Genomic DNA, 20,386 nt, shown 5'->3' with positions numbered 1-20,386 from the left:
GTTCGTCAGGTGTGACTATTCTGCTTTTATAAAAGAGCAACGCTGAGTACCAACACCTAACAAACTATTCATTACGAGCGTACGTGTTCATTAACTTGTTTAATAATATGTACTCACTCATAAGTAATGATTTTCTTTGCATTGTTGAATAAGACCTTATCGGTCGACTATCTAGGAATGATGATGACATCAAAAATTATCTATACAAAAACGGACGAAGCTCCGGCACTAGCAACTTATTCGTTGCTACCGATCATCCAAGCATATACAAATGCGGCCGGTGTTGAAGTTGAAACTCGCGACATTTCATTAGCAGGTCGTGTAATTGCTAGCTTCCCTGATTATTTAACAGAAGAACAACGCATTGGTGATGCACTTGCTGAACTTGGCGAGCTTGCTAAAACACCAGAAGCAAACATCATCAAATTACCAAACATCAGTGCATCTGTACCACAGCTTCGCGCTGTAATTAAAGAGCTTCAAGCAAAAGGTTACGCTCTTCCAGAATACCCTGTTGAACCTAAAAATGATGAAGAAAAAGCAATTCAAGCGGCTTACGACAAAATTAAAGGCAGTGCAGTAAACCCTGTACTACGTGAAGGTAACTCAGATCGTCGCGCGCCAGGCTCTGTAAAAGAATATGCACGTAACAACCCACATTCAATGGGTGCGTGGAGCAAAGATTCTCAGTCTTACGTTGCAAGTATGAGCGAAGGCGATTTCTTCGGTTCAGAAAAATCAGTAACTGTTGATACAGCCACTGATGTGCGTATTGAACATGTTGCAACTAACGGTGACGTTACTGTTCTTAAACAAAGCACACCTCTTTTAGCTGGCGAAGTTATTGATGCTTCAAGCATTAGCGCTTCTAAGCTTCAAGCTTTCTTAGCTGCAGAAATTGATGCTGCTAAAGAAAAAGGTGTTTTGTTCTCGCTTCACATGAAAGCGACAATGATGAAAGTATCTGATCCAATCATCTTCGGTCACGCTGTAAAAGTATTCTACAAAGATGTATTTGCTAAACACGGTGCGCTTTTTGAAGAGCTAGGTGTTGATGTAAATAATGGTTTAGGCGACGTATATTCTAAAATTCAAACATTAGACGATGCTAAGCGCGAAGAAATTGAAGCAGACATTCAAGCTGTTTACGCTAACCGCCCTGCTATTGCTATGGTTGATTCTGACCGTGGTATTACAAACTTACACGTGCCAAGTGACGTGATCATCGATGCATCTATGCCTGCAGCAATCCGTTCAAGCGGTCAAATGTGGAATAACGATGGTAAATTACAAGACACTAGCTTTGTAATTCCTGATCGTTGTTACTCAAGTGTTTACCAAGCAACTATCGATTTTTGTAAAGAAAATGGTGCGTTTGATCCAACAACAATGGGTAGCGTTCCAAACGTTGGCCTTATGGCTCAAAAAGCTGAAGAATACGGTTCACACGACAAAACATTTGAAGCAAAAGCGGACGGTTCTATCCGTGTTGTTGATGCAAATGGTAATACATTACTTGAGCACAATGTTGAGCAAGGCGATATCTGGCGTATGTGTCAGGTTAAAGACGCACCAATTCAAGATTGGGTTAAGCTTGCAGTAAATCGTGCACGCGCAACAGGCGTTCCAGCTATTTTCTGGTTAGACGAAAACCGTGCACATGATGCGCAGCTAATCAAAAAAGTAAATAAATACCTACCAGATCACGATACAGCTGGTCTAGATATTCAAATTTTAGCACCGCTTGAAGCAACATTGTTCTCACTAGCGCGCATTAAAGAAGGTAAAGACACGATTTCTGTAACAGGTAACGTTTTACGTGATTACCTAACAGATTTATTCCCAATTTTAGAGTTGGGTACAAGTGCTAAAATGCTTTCAATTGTTCCGCTTATGAACGGTGGTGGCTTATTTGAAACTGGCGCGGGTGGTTCTGCACCTAAGCATGTTCAACAATTCGAAAAAGAAAACCACTTACGTTGGGATTCTTTAGGTGAATTTTTAGCACTTGCTGCATCACTTGAGCACTTAAGCGTAACTGCTGGTAACAACAAGGCACAAGTACTTGCTGATACCCTAGATAAAGCAACAGGTACGTTCCTTGCTGAAAACAAATCGCCGTCACGTAAAGTGAAAGAAATTGATAACCGTGGTTCTCATTTCTTCCTATCTTTATTCTGGGCACAAGAACTTGCTAAGCAAAATGATGACAGTGAACTTAAAGCACAGTTTACTCAAATCGCTAGCGACCTTGAGTCTAATAAAGAGCAAATCGTAAGTGAGCTTAACGATGCGCAAGGCCCTGCAGTTGATTTAGGCGGTTACTTCCAGCCTAACGATGATGCAGCCTTTAAAGCAATGCGTCCAAGCACTACATTTAACGATATTCTTGCTAAATTAGTATAAATATCGGTTTAAATTTAAAAGCCGCTTACTTGCAAAAGTAAGCGGCTTTTTTATGTCTAAACTTTACAAATAAAGGCCGCTATTTATAAAATAGCGGCCTTTGAATAATTAAATTTATTTAATTAATTATTTAGTATCATACCAATTCGCTTAATTAAGTGATCAACTTTGAGGCAAGAAAATCTTGTCGATAACAAGGCAAAAATTTCGTTATTTAGTTGCTCTATATCAGAAATTTTTAACGCAGTTACCGTCAGATTTAATCCCTCAAATTGATTAAGTATTATTGCGGGTTGGTATAAGCACGTGGCATTTTTGAATCTGTCGTATAGCGGTCACGCAGTTTATCTTGACGAGATTGTGTAGATACCTCAACGCCATTAATAAACATTTTGCTCACATGGCTGCTTAGCTCAAACGGGTCATTACTCCATATTACTACATCAGCAGCTTTGCCAACTTCAAGACTACCTGCATTAATGCCAAATACATCAGCAACGTTTGATGTAAGCGCTTTTAACGCACCTTCTTGGCTCATACCGTACGACACAGCATTACCAGCATCAAAACGCAGCTGATAAATATTGTGACTTGCATCACCACCTACCGTTAATAATACTTTAACGCCTGCTTTTTCAAGCACACTAGCATTATCTAAACTTGCATGAAGCGAATCAAAGCTTCCTGGTAAGCTATCCATTGCACTAATAATCACTGGAATATTTGCTTTAGCAACGCGCTCTTTTACTACGACAGCATCTTGCGCACCATTAAGTACTAGGTTAATACCAAATTGCTCTTTTACTTTAATTAGCTCAATAATATCCGCCGCACGCGAAACACCAACCACTAATGGCATTTCACCACTGAGTACTTTAGCCATTACTTTATCTTCAGTACTTGGCTTGTCGTCATCTTTTTTCGCTTTTTTACCGGCTTTAGTTTTGTGCTCATCAAGCTTATTAATAAGTGTTTGCAAAGTAAAAGCACGTGAGCCTTTACTACGCTCACCTAAGTAAACAATTAAAGCCGCTTGTTTTTGCATGTCGCTGTCAAAACTACCACTTAAATCAACAACACTCGCAAGGCCTGAAAAAATGCTATCGCCGCCATGAGGAGTAATTACATCGCGTGTTACGCCGCCTTTACGAGCGTAAGGAATTAAGCTTGAATGTGCGTTGTAAGCAAGGCTTACATCAAAATCAATACCGGCTTTTTCTTCCCCTGCATCGCGAGAGCCTGCAACGGCACTAACTTCAACTAAACCAAGTTGATTAATACTTGCTATAAAGCCAGGGGTTACAATTTGGCCCTTTGCATCAATAATTTGATCTACTTTAATTTCAGTTGGGTTAATCGCTGTGATTTTACCATCTGTCATTACAATGCTTGCCGCTTCTAATACACCTTGATCAGAAGACGTATGCAATGTTGCATTAATAATTGCTAGTGATTGTGCGCTTACAGCACCAGATGCTAATAACCCTGCAGCAACCAGAGAAAGCGAAAACGAACGTGATAAATTTTTCATTCTGGGTGCTCCTTATTGTTGACCTAACATAAAATCACTTGTTGCTTGGTACGCGCTGTCGTTTCTATCGTAAACTTTTGCACCATCAACAAACACTTGTTCAGCTTTAGCATAGACACTAAATGGGCTTTGATTCCAAATAACAACATCGCCCTGCTTACCCGCTTCTAGTGAACCTGTTTTGTCATCAATACCTAGCGATTTAGCAGCGTTAGACGTGATCCATTTAATAGCGTGTTGCTCAGAAATATCAAAACCATTTTCGTTAGCTCGGTACATCACCTTGCCCGCTTCTTGGTTTAAACGCTGAATAGTAGTATCTGAATCTGAGTGAACAACTGCACACGAGTTTTTAACCGCATCAACAATAGCTACGTTTTCTTGAACCATGTCGTAGGCTTCCATTTTAAAGCCCCACCAGTCTGGCCAAAGTGCAGCACACGAACCATTTTGCGCAAGTAAGTCAGCAATTTTATATGCTTCTACACCGTGATGAAAAGTACCTGCGTGGTAACCAAATTCTTTTGACAGGTCAATCATCATTGCCATTTCTTCAGCTTTATAACAATGATTATGAATACGTACTTCGCCTTCAAGCACACCGCGAAGCGTATCGTGTTTAATATCACGTACTGGCGCTTCTGGGTTTAAACCGGCTTCATAATCGGCATCGTATTTATCCCATGCACGTTTGTACTCAGCGGCTTCAGCCCATGCCATACGGTAACCAGCCATATTACCCATACGGGTTGAAGGCAATACACCTTGACGACCATAAACACGTTTAGGGTTTTCACCACACGCCATTTTTAAACCATACGGCGCCTCTGGAAATTTCATCCCTTGCATAGTGTGCGCTGGTACGTTTTTAAGCGTAACGCCGCGTCCACCAAATAAGTTAGCTGAGCCTGGTAAAATTTGTAGAGAAGTAATGCCGCCTTCGCGTGCACGATTAAAGCCTGGATCTTGTGGCCAAACAGAATGCTCAACCCACACTTCTGCAGTGTTAGGGCTGGTCATTTCGTTACCATCTTGATGCGACTCGACCGAAGGACTTGGGTATGCGCCTAAATGTGAATGTACGTCAATAATACCCGGTGTTACCCATTTTCCTTGTGCATCAATTGTTATATCAGCAGTGGCTGTTAAGTCTTTACCTACTTGTTGTACTTTACCATCAACAAGTAATACATCAGCCTCATCTAAACGCTCACCAGTACCGGTAAGTACTGTTGCATTTGTAATAAGAGTGCTTGATGTAGAAATTGGCTGATAAGTACTTGGGTAAGGATTTTTGTTAATTGTTATTTTATCGTCTTGTGGGCCGTTTTCTTGGCAGCCTACAAGTGCAGCAGCTAAGCCAACCGCTAATAAAGAAGGTGCAAATTTTTGCATGTTGTTTGGATCTCCTGTTTTTTTGCTACTTTAGCGAAAGCTAAGGAATAAAGCCAAAAAAACAGGTGAAAACGCAGTTAATTAAGATGAATTTCTGTAATTATTTCTTTATATAATTGTTATATAGCTTTTCAAGCGCACCTTCGGTGGTAAGCGAAGGATCTTTACTAATAAAGTGCTTAACCGTACGCGTTACAAAATCAGAGTTTTGCTTATGTAGCTTAGAAAAATCTTTAATAAGTGTATTACCATCTTTAGCCGCAGTTACTTTGTCATGACGATGACGATACTGGCTCAATGCTTTATTAAAATCGCCTTGATAGTCTTCAACCAAAATTTTATAAAAGTCGCTTTTTTGAACATTTAAATCGTTAATGCAGTAATTTAACGCCTCTTTAAAGTCGGTAAATATCATGCCTTCTACATCAAACTCTTTTGTTTTTTCGCGCACTGCTACTTTGGCATCTTCTGTGGCATAGCTAAAACCCGTAAAGGCTAAACGCTCAGCGGCTTCTTTTCCTAATTTCATACCCGCTTGAATACTATGGGCAAACTCGTCGCTCATGTCGCCAAGTTCGCTTTCTTCCCACATGTTATAAACGCGCAGTGGTTTAGCATATTTATTTGAGAGCTTTTTTTTAAGCTTGGTAAAGCGCTCATCAATCGTCATCAGTCTTTCGTTATGTAAAAGTGCGTGGCACTCATAACACGCAGGGATTGAGATAAAGTCAGCCTCTTCACCTAAATCAACGATACTTTGTAGCATATGTAGTGGCGGACAATGATCGCGCTCTGTCGCTTCACAGCCACAATAAAAACACTGATTAAAATGCTGCTGATCGCACGCATATGCTTGCTGATAATAACTGGCTAACGTTTTGCTCACCGTTGCTCCTTGAAAAAACACGACTAAATTATGGAGGCGATAATAACAGCCTGAAAAAATAAGTTATACCAATTGCATTAAATTAGTGCTCTATTATTTCGCTAAAAAGTAGTGCAATAACAGGCACAAATAACAACGTGTAGTTATTCTATACAAATAATTTTTAACGCAGTAAGTACACTATTTAATGCAATAGAATGATTATGTTTTTTATTAGTCGCTAGATTTAAATAACGGCCGCTATTAAACCAAATAAGCCACCAAACACACCGCCCCATACTACAAGCCAGCCTAGGTGCTCGCGGATCATGGTCTGAATAATCTCTTTAACCATTTTAGGAGTAAGCTCATCTAAGCGCTCATCAACTAGTTTAAGCACCGTTTTATGTAGGCTTTCTGCGCTATTACCTTGTGAAAGTGTTTGGCTTGCTAATGCTTTAAAGTCGTCAGTTTGAGAAATCTCACTAAGAGACAATTGCATTTTTTCAATAAACTTTTCACGCATCGGCTCTATTGCCGCTGTACCGCCAAACATTCCTAGCATACTACCAAACTGAGACTGCTCTATTACCTCTAACAAATTGTCGAATGCAGGGTTTAAATCAACATTGCTAATTATTGGCTCAAAGTCGATATTGGGCTGCGCTTTATTGAGTAAATTATTAATTTTTTGCTCTGAAAAAAACTCCGTTAATATTAAGTTTCGTATAGCTACTTTAAAGCTTTCAAACTTAAGCGCTATAACACCTGAACCATATAAAAACGGGACCTTTTCGAATAACATATGAATAGCTAATAAATTAGTTACCGCGCCAGAAAGTGCAAATAAACCAACAGACAACACAATTGCTTGGTTAAACATAAAACCTACAACAACACATAAACACGCTAGCAAATTGGTTATTAAACTTTTGTTCATTTTAACTCCACTACAGTAAGTGTAATTTTATTCAATATAGCCGTTAATTTTACAACGTTTAGATTGTTAAATTAATACCTTTTTGCCATAGTTTAAGTATCTGTTTAAAAGGCGAGCAATTGTTATGTGGAAAACAGTAAATGAGCACATCAGCCAAGCCATTAATTTTGACTTTAAGCACACCTACAAACGCCAATTACAAAGTACAAACACCGACAAACTATTTCATATTACCAATGGTACGCATAACTACTTCGTTAAAATAGCACTAAAAAGCGAGCTCGAACGTTTAGAAAGTGAATTTATTGGCTTAAAGCTTTTGGCGCAAAATAGTAATTTTAAAGTACCTGAATGTATTACAACTGGTGCAAATATAGAGTTTTCGTTTATTGTTTTACAATGGCTTGTTTTAGATAAACAACCCCACGACACGTGGACTAATATGGGGCGCAACCTCGCTAAAATGCATCAAAAACATGACCAAGCTATGTTTGGTTTTGATGTAGACAATTACCTAGCCACGACCATACAGCCAAACCGCTGGCACAAAAAGTGGGATGTATTTTACGCCGAAGAGCGTATAGGGTGGCAATTACAACTACTCGCTGAAAAAGGCATTAGCTTTATTGAGCCCGAACGCTTAATTAATACCGTAAAAGAGCAACTACATAGCCATCAAGTACAACCTTCGTTACTGCATGGCGATTTTTGGCGTGGCAATATGGGATTTTTAAAAGCAGAACCAACAATATTTAACCCAGCTTGTTATTATGGTGATCGGGAAGTGGATATTGCAATGAGCGAACTATTTGCCCCCCTGCCTAAAGACTTTTATAGCGCCTATAACGCGCACTACCCGCTTTCTCAAAATTACGAAAAACGTAAGTTAATATACCAGCTATACCCCATTTTAAATCACGCCAACATCTTTGCCGGTCACTATCTTACTGAAGCTAAACAACATATAGAAAAGCTAGTATTTGAAGGTATAAAATAAGTGTCATAAGCTGCATTTCAGCACTATATTTAATGAGTAAGTAGACGTTCATCTGTAAGCGATTAAGTTGAACCTAACTTAATTATTTATAACTGGAGTGATTATGAAAGATTTTTTATCACAACGAATAACGTGCCCACACTGCGGTCACCACATACATCTAGACTTAGACGCAAGCAGCGGCGATCAAGACTATATAGAAGATTGCACTGCCTGTTGTAACCCAATTCATTTAAATATGCATATAGACCATGCTAACAATAAATTGGAGCTACACGTAGACAGTGACGACGAACAAATATTTTAACTTAAGCCTGATGGCGTAAGTAGTTCTCTACCGTATTTACAATAGTATAAGTTTGCTGATCAACTTCAATATTAAACTTGTCACCCACTTGCGCTGCACCAATGTTTGTAATGGCGAGCGTTTCCGGAATTAGGTGTATCCAAAAACCTTGTTCATCAACTTCGCCTACGGTTAAGCTTGCGCCATTTATAGCAACAAAGCCTTTATATAACACGTACTTTTGCCACTCTTTTGGCAAGCTTAATTGTATTTTGCAGTTATTCTCAAGTTTCACTATTTGAGAGATTTGTGACCTACAATGAATATGCCCAGACACTATATGCCCACCTAGCTCAGTACCAAACGTAACAGAGCGTTCGTAATTTACTAAACTACCTAGCTCAAGCAGGCCTAAATTAGTTAACTTTAGAGTTTCGTCAATCACATCAAAATGCACTTGCGCCACCACATCATGATTACTTAGCTCAACTTGCACAACCGTTAAACAACAGCCATTAATAGCAATACTTGCGCCTAAATCTAAATGCTTAACGTACTCATCGCTCACCGATACAACTAAGCGTAACACACCATCAGCTTGAGTTTTAGAGACCACTGTTGCTTGTGTTTGCACTATTCCTGTAAACATAAAATCACTTAAAATTATTACAAAGTGCTAGTTTAACGTATCAACTCATAAAATCATTCACTACTGTGATTTTTATTTGAAACGCAATAGATTACAATTGCCGCCTGTTTTATTTAATAGCTTTTTTTATGACCTTTTGCAATTGGGAAGCCAAGCGTTTACTTTCCCTAGCTTTACCTGTTTTTTTAGCACAAGTTACACTTATTTTAATGTCGGTAGTCGACACAATTATGGCCGGCCAAGTTAGCCCTACTGACTTAGCTGCACTTTCTATTGCAACAGGAATATGGAACCCATTATTACTTGCTCTGCAAGGTATTTTATTAGCGCTTACTGGTATTATTGCGCAGTTTTCAGGCAGCGATGACCGCAAAGGCATTAGCCACTATTTTCAACAAGCGCTTTATTTAACCGCTATTTTAAGCTTTACAGGTTTTGGTATTGCCCATTTAGCAGATGCCATTATTTTAAAGCTCGATACAACGCCTGCTATTGCAAACCTTGCCATTGACTACATCCATTTTGTGAAATGGGGTGTGTTTGGATTTTTAATTTTTACAGTATACAGAAACGTTACCGAAGGCATGGGGATGACCAAACCCGCCTTTTATATAAGCCTATTAGGTTTAGCCGTTAATATTCCAGTAAATTATATTTTCATAAATGGCTTATTTGGTTTTCCTGCTTATGGCGGCGCAGGCTGTGGCATTGCCACAGCAATTGTTTTAACTGTTATGGCAATAGCACAAGTTACTTACTGCCAAATGAGTAAAAAGGTAGATGCTAAAGGCCTGCTTTCATCATTCGAAAAACCTAATTTCACTACCATTGGTATTATTACGAAGTTAGGTATACCAATTTCACTGGCCACCTTTTTTGAAGTCACTTTATTTGCATGTATACCGCTATTTATTGCGCATTTAGGTGCAGTGGCTGTATCGGGGCACCAAATAGCAGCGAGTGTAACTACATTGCTGTTTATGATGCCACTGAGCCTCTCTATCGCTATAAGTATTCGTATTGGTAATCTATATGGTCAAGATAATTTACAGCAGTTAAAAGTTGCCGTATCGACTAGTTACATATTAGCTATTGTAATTGCACTATTTTTGGCGCTTATGACTTTTACAGGTCGTGATTTAATTAGCCAACTGTATACCGACAGCCCCGCTGTAATGGCTCTGGCTTCATCAATTATGATACTAGCGTGTGTCTACCAGTTACCCGATGCATTACAGGTTGCTGCAAATGGCATGCTTCGTGGGTTAAAATACACCACGCCTATATCGTATATTACGTTTATATCGTATTGGTTAATCGGCTTTTGTTTAGGTTACGTATTGGCAAGAACAGACATAATTGTGCCAGCTATGGGGCCGCATGGCTTTTGGGTTGGAATAATAGTAGGCCTTAGTGTCGCTGCTATTTTATTAATGCTAACAGTAAGAAAGCGTCTAAAATATGAATTTGCTAACAGTGATGCACTCAATCAAAACTAATAAGCTCAGCCTTAAAACATTACCAGCTGCTTTGCTGGTAATGTGTTTTTTAATGGTTACTGGCTGCAACAAACCACAAAGTACTGTAAACGCTACTTATATTGAACGCTTAAGTAGCACAGTTAATGCAAGTCCAACAAAGCCTACGCCGCTCAAGCAACTCTCTTTACTGCAGCCTCCCCCAATAGCACAAAGTGACTTAACACTGAGTATTGTGGAGCTTGCAGGCATTAGCCAATGTAAGCTCAACGTACTTATAAGTGAGCACAACAACCAATTAGGAAAAACCGCCAGCGCTGCTGGGCAATTAAAATATCAAATAAACTTTATTAAAAGTGCGCAGGTTTGCTTAAACACGCTTGATAAAAATAGTCCTAGTTACACAAAAATACTCGCAGCCAAAAACTATAAAGAAACACACCTAATGTACTTTTTTAATACCATGTTATTTAAAGAACCTGAGTTAAATCGTACCTGGCAACTCACCTCAAACGAGCTCACTACTGAACCCGCTGGTTTTAGCGATACCGTATTTGCGCTAAAGCAACTTGTACTCATTAAACAGCAAATTAAGGCTAAAGAATTTAGTGAAATTAATAGCGACTCTATTTTTAGTGCACTCGAGCAGCTTAATAAATTTCAATTTAACCAAGCACTCATTCAATCAGTCCGCATGCAGGTCGTATTAAATAACAACGCTACACAGTTTGTAAAAACACTAAACTTTAATACGCTGTGCCCAGAGGATAAAAATAATAAAAACGCAAAAATCATAAGCAACGTATTTCAAAAGTTTTACCTAAAAGAAATTCAGCCCTATCAAGCGCAATTAACTGGTTATCTAGAGGTACTACAACCGCTTTATAATGAGCTTTGGTTTAACGAAAGTATCTCAAGCCCTCAAATTAATAACTTAGTCAAAACGGGCTCGACAAGTAACTTACTGAACTTACTTAAAAGCTCAGCTAAAAAGCATGTGGTTTGGTGGCAAGGTTTTTATAAAACGTGTGAAATAAGCCCAATGTGAATAAAAAAACGGCAAATAAACTCAAAAACAACAAACTTGCTTGATTCACCAACCGCCACGCTATATATTAGCCGCCGTTGTTAAGCAATTAACACTTACTTAAATAAAGTAATACGACTGTAGCTCAGTTGGTTAGAGCACTACCTTGACATGGTAGGGGTCGGTGGTTCGAATCCACTCAGTCGTACCAAAATTTATTCTTAACTTAAAGAGTAAATCTATTTAAGTAAAACCTCAAAAATTGTACGACTGTAGCTCAGTTGGTTAGAGCACTACCTTGACATGGTAGGGGTCGGTGGTTCGAATCCACTCAGTCGTACCACTTCAAAGTAATGAAAAAAACCTAAGAAAAAGCACTACCCACTCTTGATCACCCGGTCCAAGGGTCAGCAGTTCGAATCCACTCAGTCGTACCAACATTTAAGTAAAATAAATAAAGTACATTTGAAAGAAAAAGCACTACCCGCTCTTGATCACCCGGTCCAAGGGTCAGCAGTTCGAATCCACTCAGTCGTACCACTTCAAAGTAATAAAAAACCGAAGAAAAAGCACTACCCACTCTTAATCACCCGGTCCAAGGGTCAGCAGTTCGAATCCACTCAGTCGTACCAACATTTAAGTAAAATAAATAAAGTACATTTGAAAGAAAAAGCACTACCCGCTCTTGATCACCCGGTCCAAGGGTCAGCAGTTCGAATCCACTCAGTCGTACCACTTCAAAGTAATAAAAAAATCAAAGAAAAAGCACTCCCTACTCTTGATCACTCGATCCAAAGGTCAGCAGTTCGAATTCACTCAGGCGTACCAATTAAAGTTTACATTTCAGATAGTTAAAACGCTTCCAATCTACTCGTTTACTTTTCACAAAAAAAACTAAAGCTAAGACCTAAAAGATCATTGTAAAAATTATAGTTTTATCGATTTACCTAAAACGTCCAAACCATATTTTTAGCCTTTAATCTCACTAAAAACTCAACTTCTACCTTACAAATTTACCACTTTGCAATTGAAGATTAAGTGACCAGTAACCTAAACTTGTTCGTGTCATTTAATAAATTTATTTTAGAGCCCAGACTCAGTGAACAACTTGCTAGGCTGTGTTTTTTGAAGCTATTACTGAATTTTATTTTTATATAAATAAACTTATTAGATACCAGAATATATTAACTGATAATTGATGGTTCTTTCGTGTTAGGTTTTTTTTCCATATAAGACTCCAACCTATCTGCTTCTCTTTTTACAACCTCATAGCACTCGCAAGATTGGTGCTCTAATTGAGGTCGGTCTATCACACTAATATGACCACGTTTATAAGTGATAACACCTAGTTTTTGTAGTTTACCAGCGGCCTCAGTTACCCCTTCACGTCTTACGCCTAACATATTTGCTATTAGCTCTTGAGTCATTATTAAATTGTTACTCGGTAAACGGTCAATCGATAGCAAAAGCCAGCGGCTTAGTTGTTGCACTATACTATGATGACGATTACAAACTGCGGTTTGCGCCGTTTGGGTAATTAATGATTGCGTGTAACGTAACATGAGCATACGCATATCAGGCTCGCTGTTAAACTGCCTGCGTAATTCACAAGCGGGTAAGCGATAAGCGGTCCCAGCACTTTGCACAATAGCCCGATTAGGGGTGCTCTCTCCCCCCATAAATACAGCTATACCTACAACCCCTTCATTACCGATAACTGATATTTCAGCAGATGAGCCATCAATCATCACATACAATAATGAAACAATACTATCTATTGGAAAATAAACGTAATCAAGCTTTTCACTTGTTTCATAAATAACTTCTCCAAGGGATAAATTGACTCGCTGTAAAAGCGGAAACATGCGGTGTTGTGCATCAGTAGTTAAAGCATTAAGCAGTGTGTTCTTCAATTGACCCATCGAGTGTGAATTTCCTTTTTATATGCCCAACTTATAACTAATAAAACCTCAAAGTAATGGCTTAAAAGCATGTAAGTCAGGATGTTTTAATAATAAACTCGGATTTTTTTATACAGTTATTGGGCGCTAGAAATGAAAGGTCGTTGCTTTTTGATAATAAAAATTGTTCTATTTTTATTAAAGAATTTTAAGGTGCCTTTTTACGCTTATTCACTTTTAATATAAGCCGACACTCCCGCTGTACTTCACTGAAATAATAAAATGTTCAATACAACAAGGCGAATATGTACGCTAACACACATAGTTTAAATTTATCTGCCTTTAGTTAATATATATCCATAATGATTGATGGAGATTAAAGATAATCTACACCACAATATAGCGACAACTCCCTGTTATAAAAAACAAAATAGAACTCTACTATTAGACTATGTGGGTTGACGAACCGACCATTAACGTTGCTTGATATATGTTGATGTATGTATTCAGCAATAAGATAAACTTTATGAACATTTTTAATGGTGCGCTATTGATTCAGTAGGTGTAAAGTTGGTGCAGCTAACAATGAGCGCTCTAAGCAAACAATGTCGTCTTTGTACCAGCATTTAGTCAATAGCGATGATAAATTAATCCAATTACTCGCTTCACCTTGCATCACAACAAACGGGACTTATTATGACTAATGAAATTCAACACTCAATCGCAAACTTTGCAGCCTTAGAAACTTCAATAGCAAATGGGGAAGAACAATCGGTAAAAGAATTATTAGCAGATCAGTCAATGCAAGAGCTAGAAAAGAGCTACCTGTTAGACTTAGCTAAACTCGGTAATAACAGCGCTATCATAAAGCTATTAAATGATATTCCAGTAACAAAATAAATTTAACTGGTTGCGCTATAGTACAAAAAATTAGCTAAGCATATTTTTGGTCAAACTGACATTTTGCAGAAATATTGCCAGTTCAATCAGTCGATTACATATCTGAAAATCGGTTAGCCGATTGCACAATTCTTTTTATCTCATTTTCTTCAATATCTTTTATTGTATCAAGCAACGTTTTTGCGCTTTCGATATCTACACGAGAATATATATGAATGTATAACTCAATAACTTGTTCATGATGGTTTACTATTTTCTCCATAATGTCCGAGATATCTAGCTCTTCAAAGAGTGAGTTGCAATCAACGCGCTCAATAATTGAGTGCTTTTCAATGTAATCAAAACACCAGGTGTTTAGCGCTTTTACGTCTGCCGTATTTTCAAATCCTTGTACAATATTCTCTAAACTCTCCTCATGCTCAGATAGGTAGCGAAGCATCATTCGTGCTCCCTCATCCTTATTTTGTTCAGAGCTCTGGTTTAGGCTATCTTTTAAGTTTTTGTGAAATAAAACGGTCCAATTGAGTACATCTCTAATTGTTTCAATTTGCATTTATTGCTCCTAAGTTTGATGATATCTATACAATATTTAAATATGAAGCATGCTAATTTTTAGGATTAGGCTCACTCGCCTGAGTGTGTTGTAAATACTGAAATAGCTCACTGTCGGTCGATAAAACCAATGTTGTGTTTTGGCTAAGGGCGAGTTCAAGCGCCTGCAACGAACGGGTAAATGCATAAAATGCGACTGCTTGATCATTTTTGTTATAGGCTGAGGCGTAAATTGCGGCTGCTTTAGCATCAGCTTTACCTCTAATTTCTGTTACTGCTCGGTAGGCTTCAGATTGAATTTTATCTAAGTCTCGCTCTCTGTTACCTTGTATACGGGCAGCTTCGCCTTTTCCTTCTGACAAAAAGCGTTCTGCTATTTGACGACGTTCGCTGATCATACGTTCATAGATTTTAGGACGTACACTTTCATTATAATTAATACGTTTAAAGCGAATATCCATAAGCTCAATACCAAATACTTTTACTTTTTTGGCTGCGGCATTAAATATATCTTGCTCGACAACTAAGCGTCCCATGCTTATAGGCACTAAACTACCAATATTTTGCTCTTTTTCAGCCTCGGTGAGTGACGAGTCACGCAAAGGTTGGCGATCTTTCGTTGTACGAATAATTTCGATTAATTCGTGTGTGGCTACTGCATTACGCGTTTCACTGCCAAAAATATCATCGAGCCTAGACTGTGCGCTTCGCTCATCACCTAAGCGTAAAAAATACTGCAACGGATCGGTAACCTGCCACCGCGCGTAAAGACTTACAGAAATATAAAGCTTATCTTTGGTCGGCATATCAGAAGGTGTTCCTTCCCATTCCAGCACGCGCTTATCAATAAAATTAACTTGCTGAACAAATGGCATTTTGAGTTGAATACCCGCCTCTCTAATTGGCTCACCAACCGGTTTACCAAACTGAGTAATAACAACCTGCTCTACTTCGTTAACCGTATATAAAGCGCTATATAAAGTAACCCCTACAAGTGCAGCTAAAATACTGCTGCCAAAGATTAAATAAGATTTCATGGCTGCTGTCCTTTTAGTGAAGTTAAATTGAGTAAAGGTAATACACCGCGTGCTTCGCTATCGATAATAATTTTATTTTTTATCGTTGGCATAACATCAGTCATTGTTTCTATATATATTCGTCTGCGTGTTACCTCAGGTGCCAGTTGGTACTGTGCAAACAGCGCATTAAAACGCAAAGCGTCGCCTTCAGCTTCATTAACTCGCTTAAGGCGATAACCGTCAGCCTCTCTTATTCGTTGGTCGCGCTCCCCCTCAGCAAGCGGAATAACGCGGTTATATTCGCGACGCGCTTCGTTAATCAACTTTTCTTTTTCTTGTTGAGCCTGATTAACTTCATTGAACGACCCTTGTACTGGTACGGGTGGGTTAATATTTTTTAATTGAACCTGATCAATACTAATCCCCATTACATATTTGGTTGCCAATGCCTGCATTTTTTGTAATGCCTCAATTTCAATCCCTTGCCTGCCAATGGTAATTACTTCATCTACAGTTCTATCGCCTACAACTTCACGCATAACTGATTCAGACACATATCGTAAAGTGCCTGCCGGGTCGCGCACCTCAAATAAGTACTTTTGGGGATCGGCTATCCGATATTGAATTACCCATTCAATCAGCGCAGTGTTTAAATCGCCAGTTACCATTTGGGTTTCTTCGCGTTGATTTGTTGCAGGTGAAATTTTTGGCGCAAATGAGCGAATATTATTTTCAGGATTAATATTTTGATCTGGGTCGGAGGCTCCAGGAGTAGAAAAACCAAACTCCTGCTTTAATTGCCGCTTAGTAGGCACTATTGTGACGTGATCAACACCTAATGGGATTTTTACATGTAAGCCCGCAGGCAGAATTTCTTGAAACTTACCAAACCTTAATACCAAAGCAACTGAATCACTGGGAACGGTATAGACTGCGCTATAGCCTGTAGCAATCAATCCCAAAAACAGTACTATGGTTAAACTAGTGCTAAATTTTCCACTCAGCAACTTCTTATACTTTTTAAACGCACCGCTCATCACTTTATCGATATCTGGCGGACCGCTTTTACTTTTAGAATTTGGATTATTTTCGTTTTGTGTAGAAATAATATTCTCCTTTTTAAGAAACCAAAAATATGGAGCCTTATTACTACTTTAGATTCTCATAAGCCCTAGCGTGCTTCGCAATCTAGGTGATAACTTCCTCTGTATAATTTAAGGGTAATAATTTAGGGGTAATGCTTTAAGGAATAGTTTTAAGATTTAAATTCATATATTTATAGATTAATTTAAAGCCAAAAAACCTTAGTAAGACATTAGCGTATTTATTTTAATTGGTCTGTTCGCTACAACACATAGCGTGTTTTAAACAATAGGTTTAATTGATAAATAAAGGGTTAAGTACAACTAATGAGTACACATTATTGAATACCAATTAGCCCCTTCACGCCCTATTTTGGCGTTGAATTAATTGATTTATTGCTCTTTTTTGAGGCAACCACTCGAATATATAAAACCCCAAGTATTGCAGAAAGAACCGAAGCCACTAAAACCGATGTTTTTGCGTTATGAAGGTGCTCGGCTTGCCCATCAAACCCCAACGTAGCAATAAAAGTAGACATGGTGAATCCAATCCCGGCGATAAGTGAAGCACCGATAACATGCTGAAGATTGATACCTTCTGGCAAGCAACCTATTTTGTAGCGTAAAGCAAGCCAACACGCACCCGAAATACCAATAAACTTACCAACAACAAGACCACTAATAATACCTAAGACAACGGGATCACTGAGACTCTCAACAAATGAACTAAAGTTAAAAACCACACCCGCATTAACTAAAGCAAATAGCGGTAAAATAAACAGTGCGACAGGCAGGTGCAGCACATCTTCCCACCGACGCAAAGGTGTACCTGCATTTTCGGCTAAATCACGAATTTCGAGTACCTGTTTATGATCCTGTCTGCTAGCCAGAACATCTACTTTCTCAATTTCTTTTTGCATAGAGGTAATAGTTGTTTTTGCCTTTTCAAGCGACCTTCCTGAGCCCAACATTGAGCGTGCAGGAGCCGTTAAAGCAATAGCAACACCTGCTACAGTAGGATGCACACCTGACTGTAACATCATCCACCAGGTGGCAAGACCAATGATAATGTAAAAAAGCGGCTGCCTTATTCCGGCATAATTGGCGGCTACTAAAAAAGCAAATAGAACAACGGCGCATGACAAATACATCACCGATATTTCTTGGGTATAAAACACGGCAATAACGAGTATTGCCCCCACATCGTCAACAATCGCAAGACCTACAATAAAAGCCAACAAGCTTGTTGGTATATGTTTTCTTACAATTGTAAGCACACCTAATGCAAACGCAGTGTCGGTTGCCATGGGTATACCCCAACCAATCAGTGAATCTTGCCCCCAGTTAAACAGCGAATAAATACCAGCTGGCACAACCATTCCGCCTATGGCGCAAAAAATGAGCATGTGTCTATTTTTGGGCTCAGCTAAATCTCCAGCAAGTACCTCTCGTTTTATTTCAAGCCCTAGCAATAAGAAAAATATCACCATCAAACCATCATTAATAATGTGTTTAAGCGAGGTTTGTAGCTCAAAGTTTCCTAATGAGATCCCAATAGGCGTATGCACTAAGTTCAGATAGGTAGCTGAATAAGCTGAATTTGCCCACCAAAGTGCAATGATTGTAGATACTAGAAGAAACAAACTAGAGGTGGTTTGAGCACGCATAAAATTAGAAAATGGGGTGTGCATATAGTCTAAGCCACGATTTAGTATATTTTTAGAATCGTTAGGCATATCAGGTAGCCTTATAAATTGTGGGTGTTCGTTTTATCAAAACTTTTAAGATTTAAGTTCTCCAGTTTTACTATCAGTCAACAAACACTTCGCCTTAAAATTACTAGCATTAAGACGAAGTGCACACCCCTAATGTAAAATTAGATTAGAGATAGATTTAATCATTGTGTTATTACGTTATAAGGGTAAATATTTTCTCGGTTTTGGAATGCCAAAATAGCCGTATTTTTAATTATTCCTTGCTCAATGTTTATTGCACGGCGAATGGTTTCATCTTTTTGCCACTGCAAAGCACCTTTAAGTATCGTTTGTAAATAAACTATGAGCGCCGCAGAGATTGAACGCGTCGCGCTTTCCCATAAATAACTCGGTGTATGATCAACGCCATAATAATCCGTGTTGTTATATCGAAATAAAGGGTTTTTAAACGTTGTCGGCTTTGCAAAAAAGAATCCCATCCCCTCATCACAGCTAACATCAATAATTAAGCTGTTTGGTTTTAAACACTCGGCTTCTGATTCAATGACAAAGTTAACCGGATGAGCTGTTTCTTGATAAGTCCCGTTGACGATAATATCGGCTTCGCTAATAAGATCGCCAAGTGGTCGATTAGTCCCATCATGCTCAACAACCATCATGCGCGCCTCCCCTTCAAGACCTTCTCGTACCTTAACATAATGACAATCTAATATTTCTTCACGCACTTCGTGATCAGGACGCTGAATACAAATTGTAATATCTCTAAAGCCATGCGCTTTAAGAGCGTAAATAGCGCCTCTACTCACTGCACCAAAACTAAATATAATCGTTTTACGTTGATCGCCATAATGACCATCAATACCCTTAAGTTGCAAAGCATGTATTACAGCGCAATACCCTGCCATTTCATTGTTTTTATAAAAAGTATGGCGCCCTACATTTCCTTGTGGTGACCACACATACATATCTTCAAAAGCAATTAAGGTAAGTTTACGTTCAATTGCCGCTTGTGTTATTTCATGCTGTTGAACGCAGTGGGCATAGCCCCAAATAGTGCCTCCTTCGCGCATTTCTTCTAAGTCAGCAAGTACAGGCTTTGCAATAATGGCCGTGCCAATATGGGTAAGTATTTCGCTGCGAGATGCAATGCCACCCGTTAACGTTGCAATATATTCATCGCTAACATTAAAAGCGGTGCCATAGCCTTGTTCAAACACCATTTGTTTTCTAAGATTTTCGGGAATTCGTAATAAATGCTCTGGGTGAATAGGATACCGTCTTTCATCTGTCTTGCGGGATGTTCCGATAACGCCGATAGTTAATTCACTCATGCTAAGTCCTGTTTATAAAGTAAGTACGCTTGAGTTCACCAACGAATCATCATACTTCGCCAATAAACTTAGGCGGTGTTTGTTCTGTACGTTTTGGCTCGGATGAACCAACTCTATTTTACAAAGGTGTAATTTTGACAATAAATAATGAAGAGCAGTGAGTTAACTTGCATTGAGTTGCAAGCTGAAGCCTATTACCTTTTGAGTAAAAGTGCTGACTGAGTATATCAGAAATAAGTATTACTAACTTGGGTATCTCACATTGAAATAAAGAGAGCACTACTCTGTAGAGCAGGTTTAATTCGCTTTGTA

General features: G+C 38.7%; 17 protein-coding genes and 2 tRNA genes. 8 read left to right on the top strand and 11 right to left on the bottom strand.

Annotation, left to right across the window (positions count from 1 at the left end; translation table 11 throughout):
• The first annotated feature begins 183 nt into the window (after window positions 1-183).
• The gene (locus I6E69_RS06965; protein ID WP_197120907.1) at window positions 184-2,406 is read left to right on the top strand and encodes an NADP-dependent isocitrate dehydrogenase; all 2,223 of its coding nucleotides are present in this window, start codon (window positions 184-186) and stop codon (window positions 2,404-2,406) included.
• Window positions 2,407-2,689: 283 nt separating this feature from the next.
• Here the strand turns inward: I6E69_RS06965 and I6E69_RS06960 are convergent, their stop codons facing one another.
• From I6E69_RS06960 to I6E69_RS06945, 4 genes are all read right to left on the bottom strand, one after another.
• Window positions 2,690-3,937, bottom strand: coding sequence for an amidohydrolase family protein (locus I6E69_RS06960; RefSeq protein ID WP_138489161.1), 1,248 nt, complete (start codon window positions 3,935-3,937; stop codon window positions 2,690-2,692).
• A 12-nt stretch (window positions 3,938-3,949) separates the two neighbouring features.
• Window positions 3,950-5,332 (bottom strand): amidohydrolase, encoded by a 1,383-nt coding sequence (locus I6E69_RS06955; protein WP_182672155.1) that lies wholly within the window; start codon window positions 5,330-5,332, stop codon window positions 3,950-3,952.
• 100 nt (window positions 5,333-5,432) lie between these two features.
• Complete coding sequence (locus I6E69_RS06950; protein ID WP_002962505.1) at window positions 5,433-6,218, bottom strand: hypothetical protein; 786 nt, start codon at window positions 6,216-6,218, stop codon at window positions 5,433-5,435.
• 226 nt (window positions 6,219-6,444) lie between these two features.
• Complete coding sequence (locus tag I6E69_RS06945) at window positions 6,445-7,137, bottom strand: DUF445 domain-containing protein (protein WP_197120906.1); 693 nt, start codon at window positions 7,135-7,137, stop codon at window positions 6,445-6,447.
• Window positions 7,138-7,261: 124 nt separating this feature from the next.
• On the opposite strand from I6E69_RS06945, the gene I6E69_RS06940 reads away from it, so the two are divergent.
• Both I6E69_RS06940 and I6E69_RS06935 read left to right on the top strand, forming a co-directional pair.
• On the top strand, window positions 7,262-8,134 hold the full coding sequence (locus tag I6E69_RS06940) for a fructosamine kinase family protein (protein ID WP_197120905.1): 873 nt from the start codon (window positions 7,262-7,264) through the stop codon (window positions 8,132-8,134).
• A gap of 103 nt (window positions 8,135-8,237) precedes the next feature.
• Window positions 8,238-8,441 carry a CPXCG motif-containing cysteine-rich protein gene (locus I6E69_RS06935; RefSeq protein WP_002962509.1) on the top strand — a complete coding sequence of 68 codons (204 nt, stop codon included), beginning with the start codon at window positions 8,238-8,240 and terminating at the stop codon, window positions 8,439-8,441.
• Between the two features lies 1 nt (window position 8,442).
• Here I6E69_RS06935 and I6E69_RS06930 read toward each other — a convergent pair whose 3' ends face one another.
• Window positions 8,443-9,069, bottom strand: a complete 627-nt coding sequence (locus I6E69_RS06930) for a riboflavin synthase subunit alpha (RefSeq protein WP_197120904.1) — start codon at window positions 9,067-9,069, stop codon at window positions 8,443-8,445.
• Window positions 9,070-9,197: 128 nt separating this feature from the next.
• Between I6E69_RS06930 and I6E69_RS06925 the strand changes: the two genes are divergently transcribed.
• From I6E69_RS06925 to I6E69_RS06910, 4 genes are all read left to right on the top strand, one after another.
• Entirely contained in the window at window positions 9,198-10,568 is a 1,371-nt protein-coding gene (locus I6E69_RS06925) for an MATE family efflux transporter (RefSeq protein ID WP_197120903.1), read from the top strand.
• Window positions 10,531-11,595 (top strand): DUF3080 family protein, encoded by a 1,065-nt coding sequence (locus tag I6E69_RS06920; protein ID WP_231619730.1) that lies wholly within the window; start codon window positions 10,531-10,533, stop codon window positions 11,593-11,595. The genes I6E69_RS06925 and I6E69_RS06920 overlap by 38 nt, the downstream gene beginning before the upstream one ends.
• A gap of 113 nt (window positions 11,596-11,708) precedes the next feature.
• Window positions 11,709-11,785, top strand: a tRNA-Val gene (locus I6E69_RS06915).
• Between the two features lie 55 nt (window positions 11,786-11,840).
• Window positions 11,841-11,917, top strand: a tRNA-Val gene (locus tag I6E69_RS06910).
• A gap of 841 nt (window positions 11,918-12,758) precedes the next feature.
• Here the strand turns inward: I6E69_RS06910 and I6E69_RS06905 are convergent.
• A complete protein-coding gene (locus tag I6E69_RS06905; protein ID WP_024596492.1) occupies window positions 12,759-13,496 on the bottom strand; it encodes a Crp/Fnr family transcriptional regulator in 738 nt (245 codons plus the stop codon).
• A gap of 675 nt (window positions 13,497-14,171) precedes the next feature.
• Between I6E69_RS06905 and I6E69_RS06900 the strand changes: the two genes are divergently transcribed.
• Window positions 14,172-14,375 carry a hypothetical protein gene (locus tag I6E69_RS06900; RefSeq protein WP_002962616.1) on the top strand — a complete coding sequence of 68 codons (204 nt, stop codon included), beginning with the start codon at window positions 14,172-14,174 and terminating at the stop codon, window positions 14,373-14,375.
• A 94-nt stretch (window positions 14,376-14,469) separates the two neighbouring features.
• Here the strand turns inward: I6E69_RS06900 and I6E69_RS06895 are convergent, their stop codons facing one another.
• From I6E69_RS06895 to I6E69_RS06875, 5 genes are all read right to left on the bottom strand, one after another.
• A complete protein-coding gene (locus I6E69_RS06895) occupies window positions 14,470-14,817 on the bottom strand; it encodes an ATPase (protein WP_231609162.1) in 348 nt (115 codons plus the stop codon).
• A 163-nt stretch (window positions 14,818-14,980) separates the two neighbouring features.
• Window positions 14,981-15,964, bottom strand: coding sequence for a protease modulator HflC (hflC, locus tag I6E69_RS06890; RefSeq protein WP_039489568.1), 984 nt, complete (start codon window positions 15,962-15,964; stop codon window positions 14,981-14,983).
• Window positions 15,961-16,902 carry an FtsH protease activity modulator HflK gene (hflK, locus tag I6E69_RS06885; protein ID WP_002962612.1) on the bottom strand — a complete coding sequence of 314 codons (942 nt, stop codon included), beginning with the start codon at window positions 16,900-16,902 and terminating at the stop codon, window positions 15,961-15,963. Before hflK ends, hflC begins: the two co-directional genes overlap by 4 nt.
• 494 nt (window positions 16,903-17,396) lie before the next feature.
• Window positions 17,397-18,764 (bottom strand): Na+/H+ antiporter NhaA, encoded by a 1,368-nt coding sequence (gene nhaA, locus I6E69_RS06880; protein ID WP_197120902.1) that lies wholly within the window; start codon window positions 18,762-18,764, stop codon window positions 17,397-17,399.
• Window positions 18,765-18,925: 161 nt separating this feature from the next.
• Complete coding sequence (locus I6E69_RS06875; RefSeq protein WP_197120901.1) at window positions 18,926-20,074, bottom strand: N(5)-(carboxyethyl)ornithine synthase; 1,149 nt, start codon at window positions 20,072-20,074, stop codon at window positions 18,926-18,928.
• Window positions 20,075-20,386 lie beyond the last annotated feature (312 nt).

This window comes from Pseudoalteromonas sp. NZS100 (genome assembly GCF_015864815.1).
Taxonomy (GTDB): Bacteria; Pseudomonadota; Gammaproteobacteria; order Enterobacterales; family Alteromonadaceae; genus Pseudoalteromonas; species Pseudoalteromonas distincta.
The sequence above is the reverse complement of the archived record's forward strand: the minus strand, read 5'-3'. Positions and strand labels throughout refer to the sequence as shown.

Excerpts from the sequence above, each read along its gene's own strand:
- I6E69_RS06945 (WP_197120906.1), bottom strand. The coding sequence starts at position 7,137 with ATGAACAAAAGTTTAATAACCAATTTGCTAGCGTGTTTATGTGTTGTT.
- hflC (WP_039489568.1), bottom strand. The coding sequence starts at position 15,964 with ATGAAATCTTATTTAATCTTTGGCAGCAGTATTTTAGCTGCACTTGTA.
- I6E69_RS06905 (WP_024596492.1), bottom strand. The coding sequence starts at position 13,496 with ATGGGTCAATTGAAGAACACACTGCTTAATGCTTTAACTACTGATGCA.
- I6E69_RS06965 (WP_197120907.1), top strand. The coding sequence starts at position 184 with ATGACATCAAAAATTATCTATACAAAAACGGACGAAGCTCCGGCACTA.
- I6E69_RS06955 (WP_182672155.1), bottom strand. The coding sequence starts at position 5,332 with ATGCAAAAATTTGCACCTTCTTTATTAGCGGTTGGCTTAGCTGCTGCA.
- I6E69_RS06930 (WP_197120904.1), bottom strand. The coding sequence starts at position 9,069 with ATGTTTACAGGAATAGTGCAAACACAAGCAACAGTGGTCTCTAAAACT.
- I6E69_RS06940 (WP_197120905.1), top strand. The coding sequence starts at position 7,262 with ATGTGGAAAACAGTAAATGAGCACATCAGCCAAGCCATTAATTTTGAC.
- I6E69_RS06935 (WP_002962509.1), top strand. The coding sequence starts at position 8,238 with ATGAAAGATTTTTTATCACAACGAATAACGTGCCCACACTGCGGTCAC.
- I6E69_RS06925 (WP_197120903.1), top strand. The coding sequence starts at position 9,198 with ATGACCTTTTGCAATTGGGAAGCCAAGCGTTTACTTTCCCTAGCTTTA.
- nhaA (WP_197120902.1), bottom strand. The coding sequence starts at position 18,764 with ATGCCTAACGATTCTAAAAATATACTAAATCGTGGCTTAGACTATATG.
- I6E69_RS06895 (WP_231609162.1), bottom strand. The coding sequence starts at position 14,817 with ATGATGCTTCGCTACCTATCTGAGCATGAGGAGAGTTTAGAGAATATT.
- I6E69_RS06960 (WP_138489161.1), bottom strand. The coding sequence starts at position 3,937 with ATGAAAAATTTATCACGTTCGTTTTCGCTTTCTCTGGTTGCTGCAGGG.
- I6E69_RS06920 (WP_231619730.1), top strand. The coding sequence starts at position 10,531 with ATGAATTTGCTAACAGTGATGCACTCAATCAAAACTAATAAGCTCAGC.
- I6E69_RS06900 (WP_002962616.1), top strand. The coding sequence starts at position 14,172 with ATGACTAATGAAATTCAACACTCAATCGCAAACTTTGCAGCCTTAGAA.
- I6E69_RS06875 (WP_197120901.1), bottom strand. The coding sequence starts at position 20,074 with ATGAGTGAATTAACTATCGGCGTTATCGGAACATCCCGCAAGACAGAT.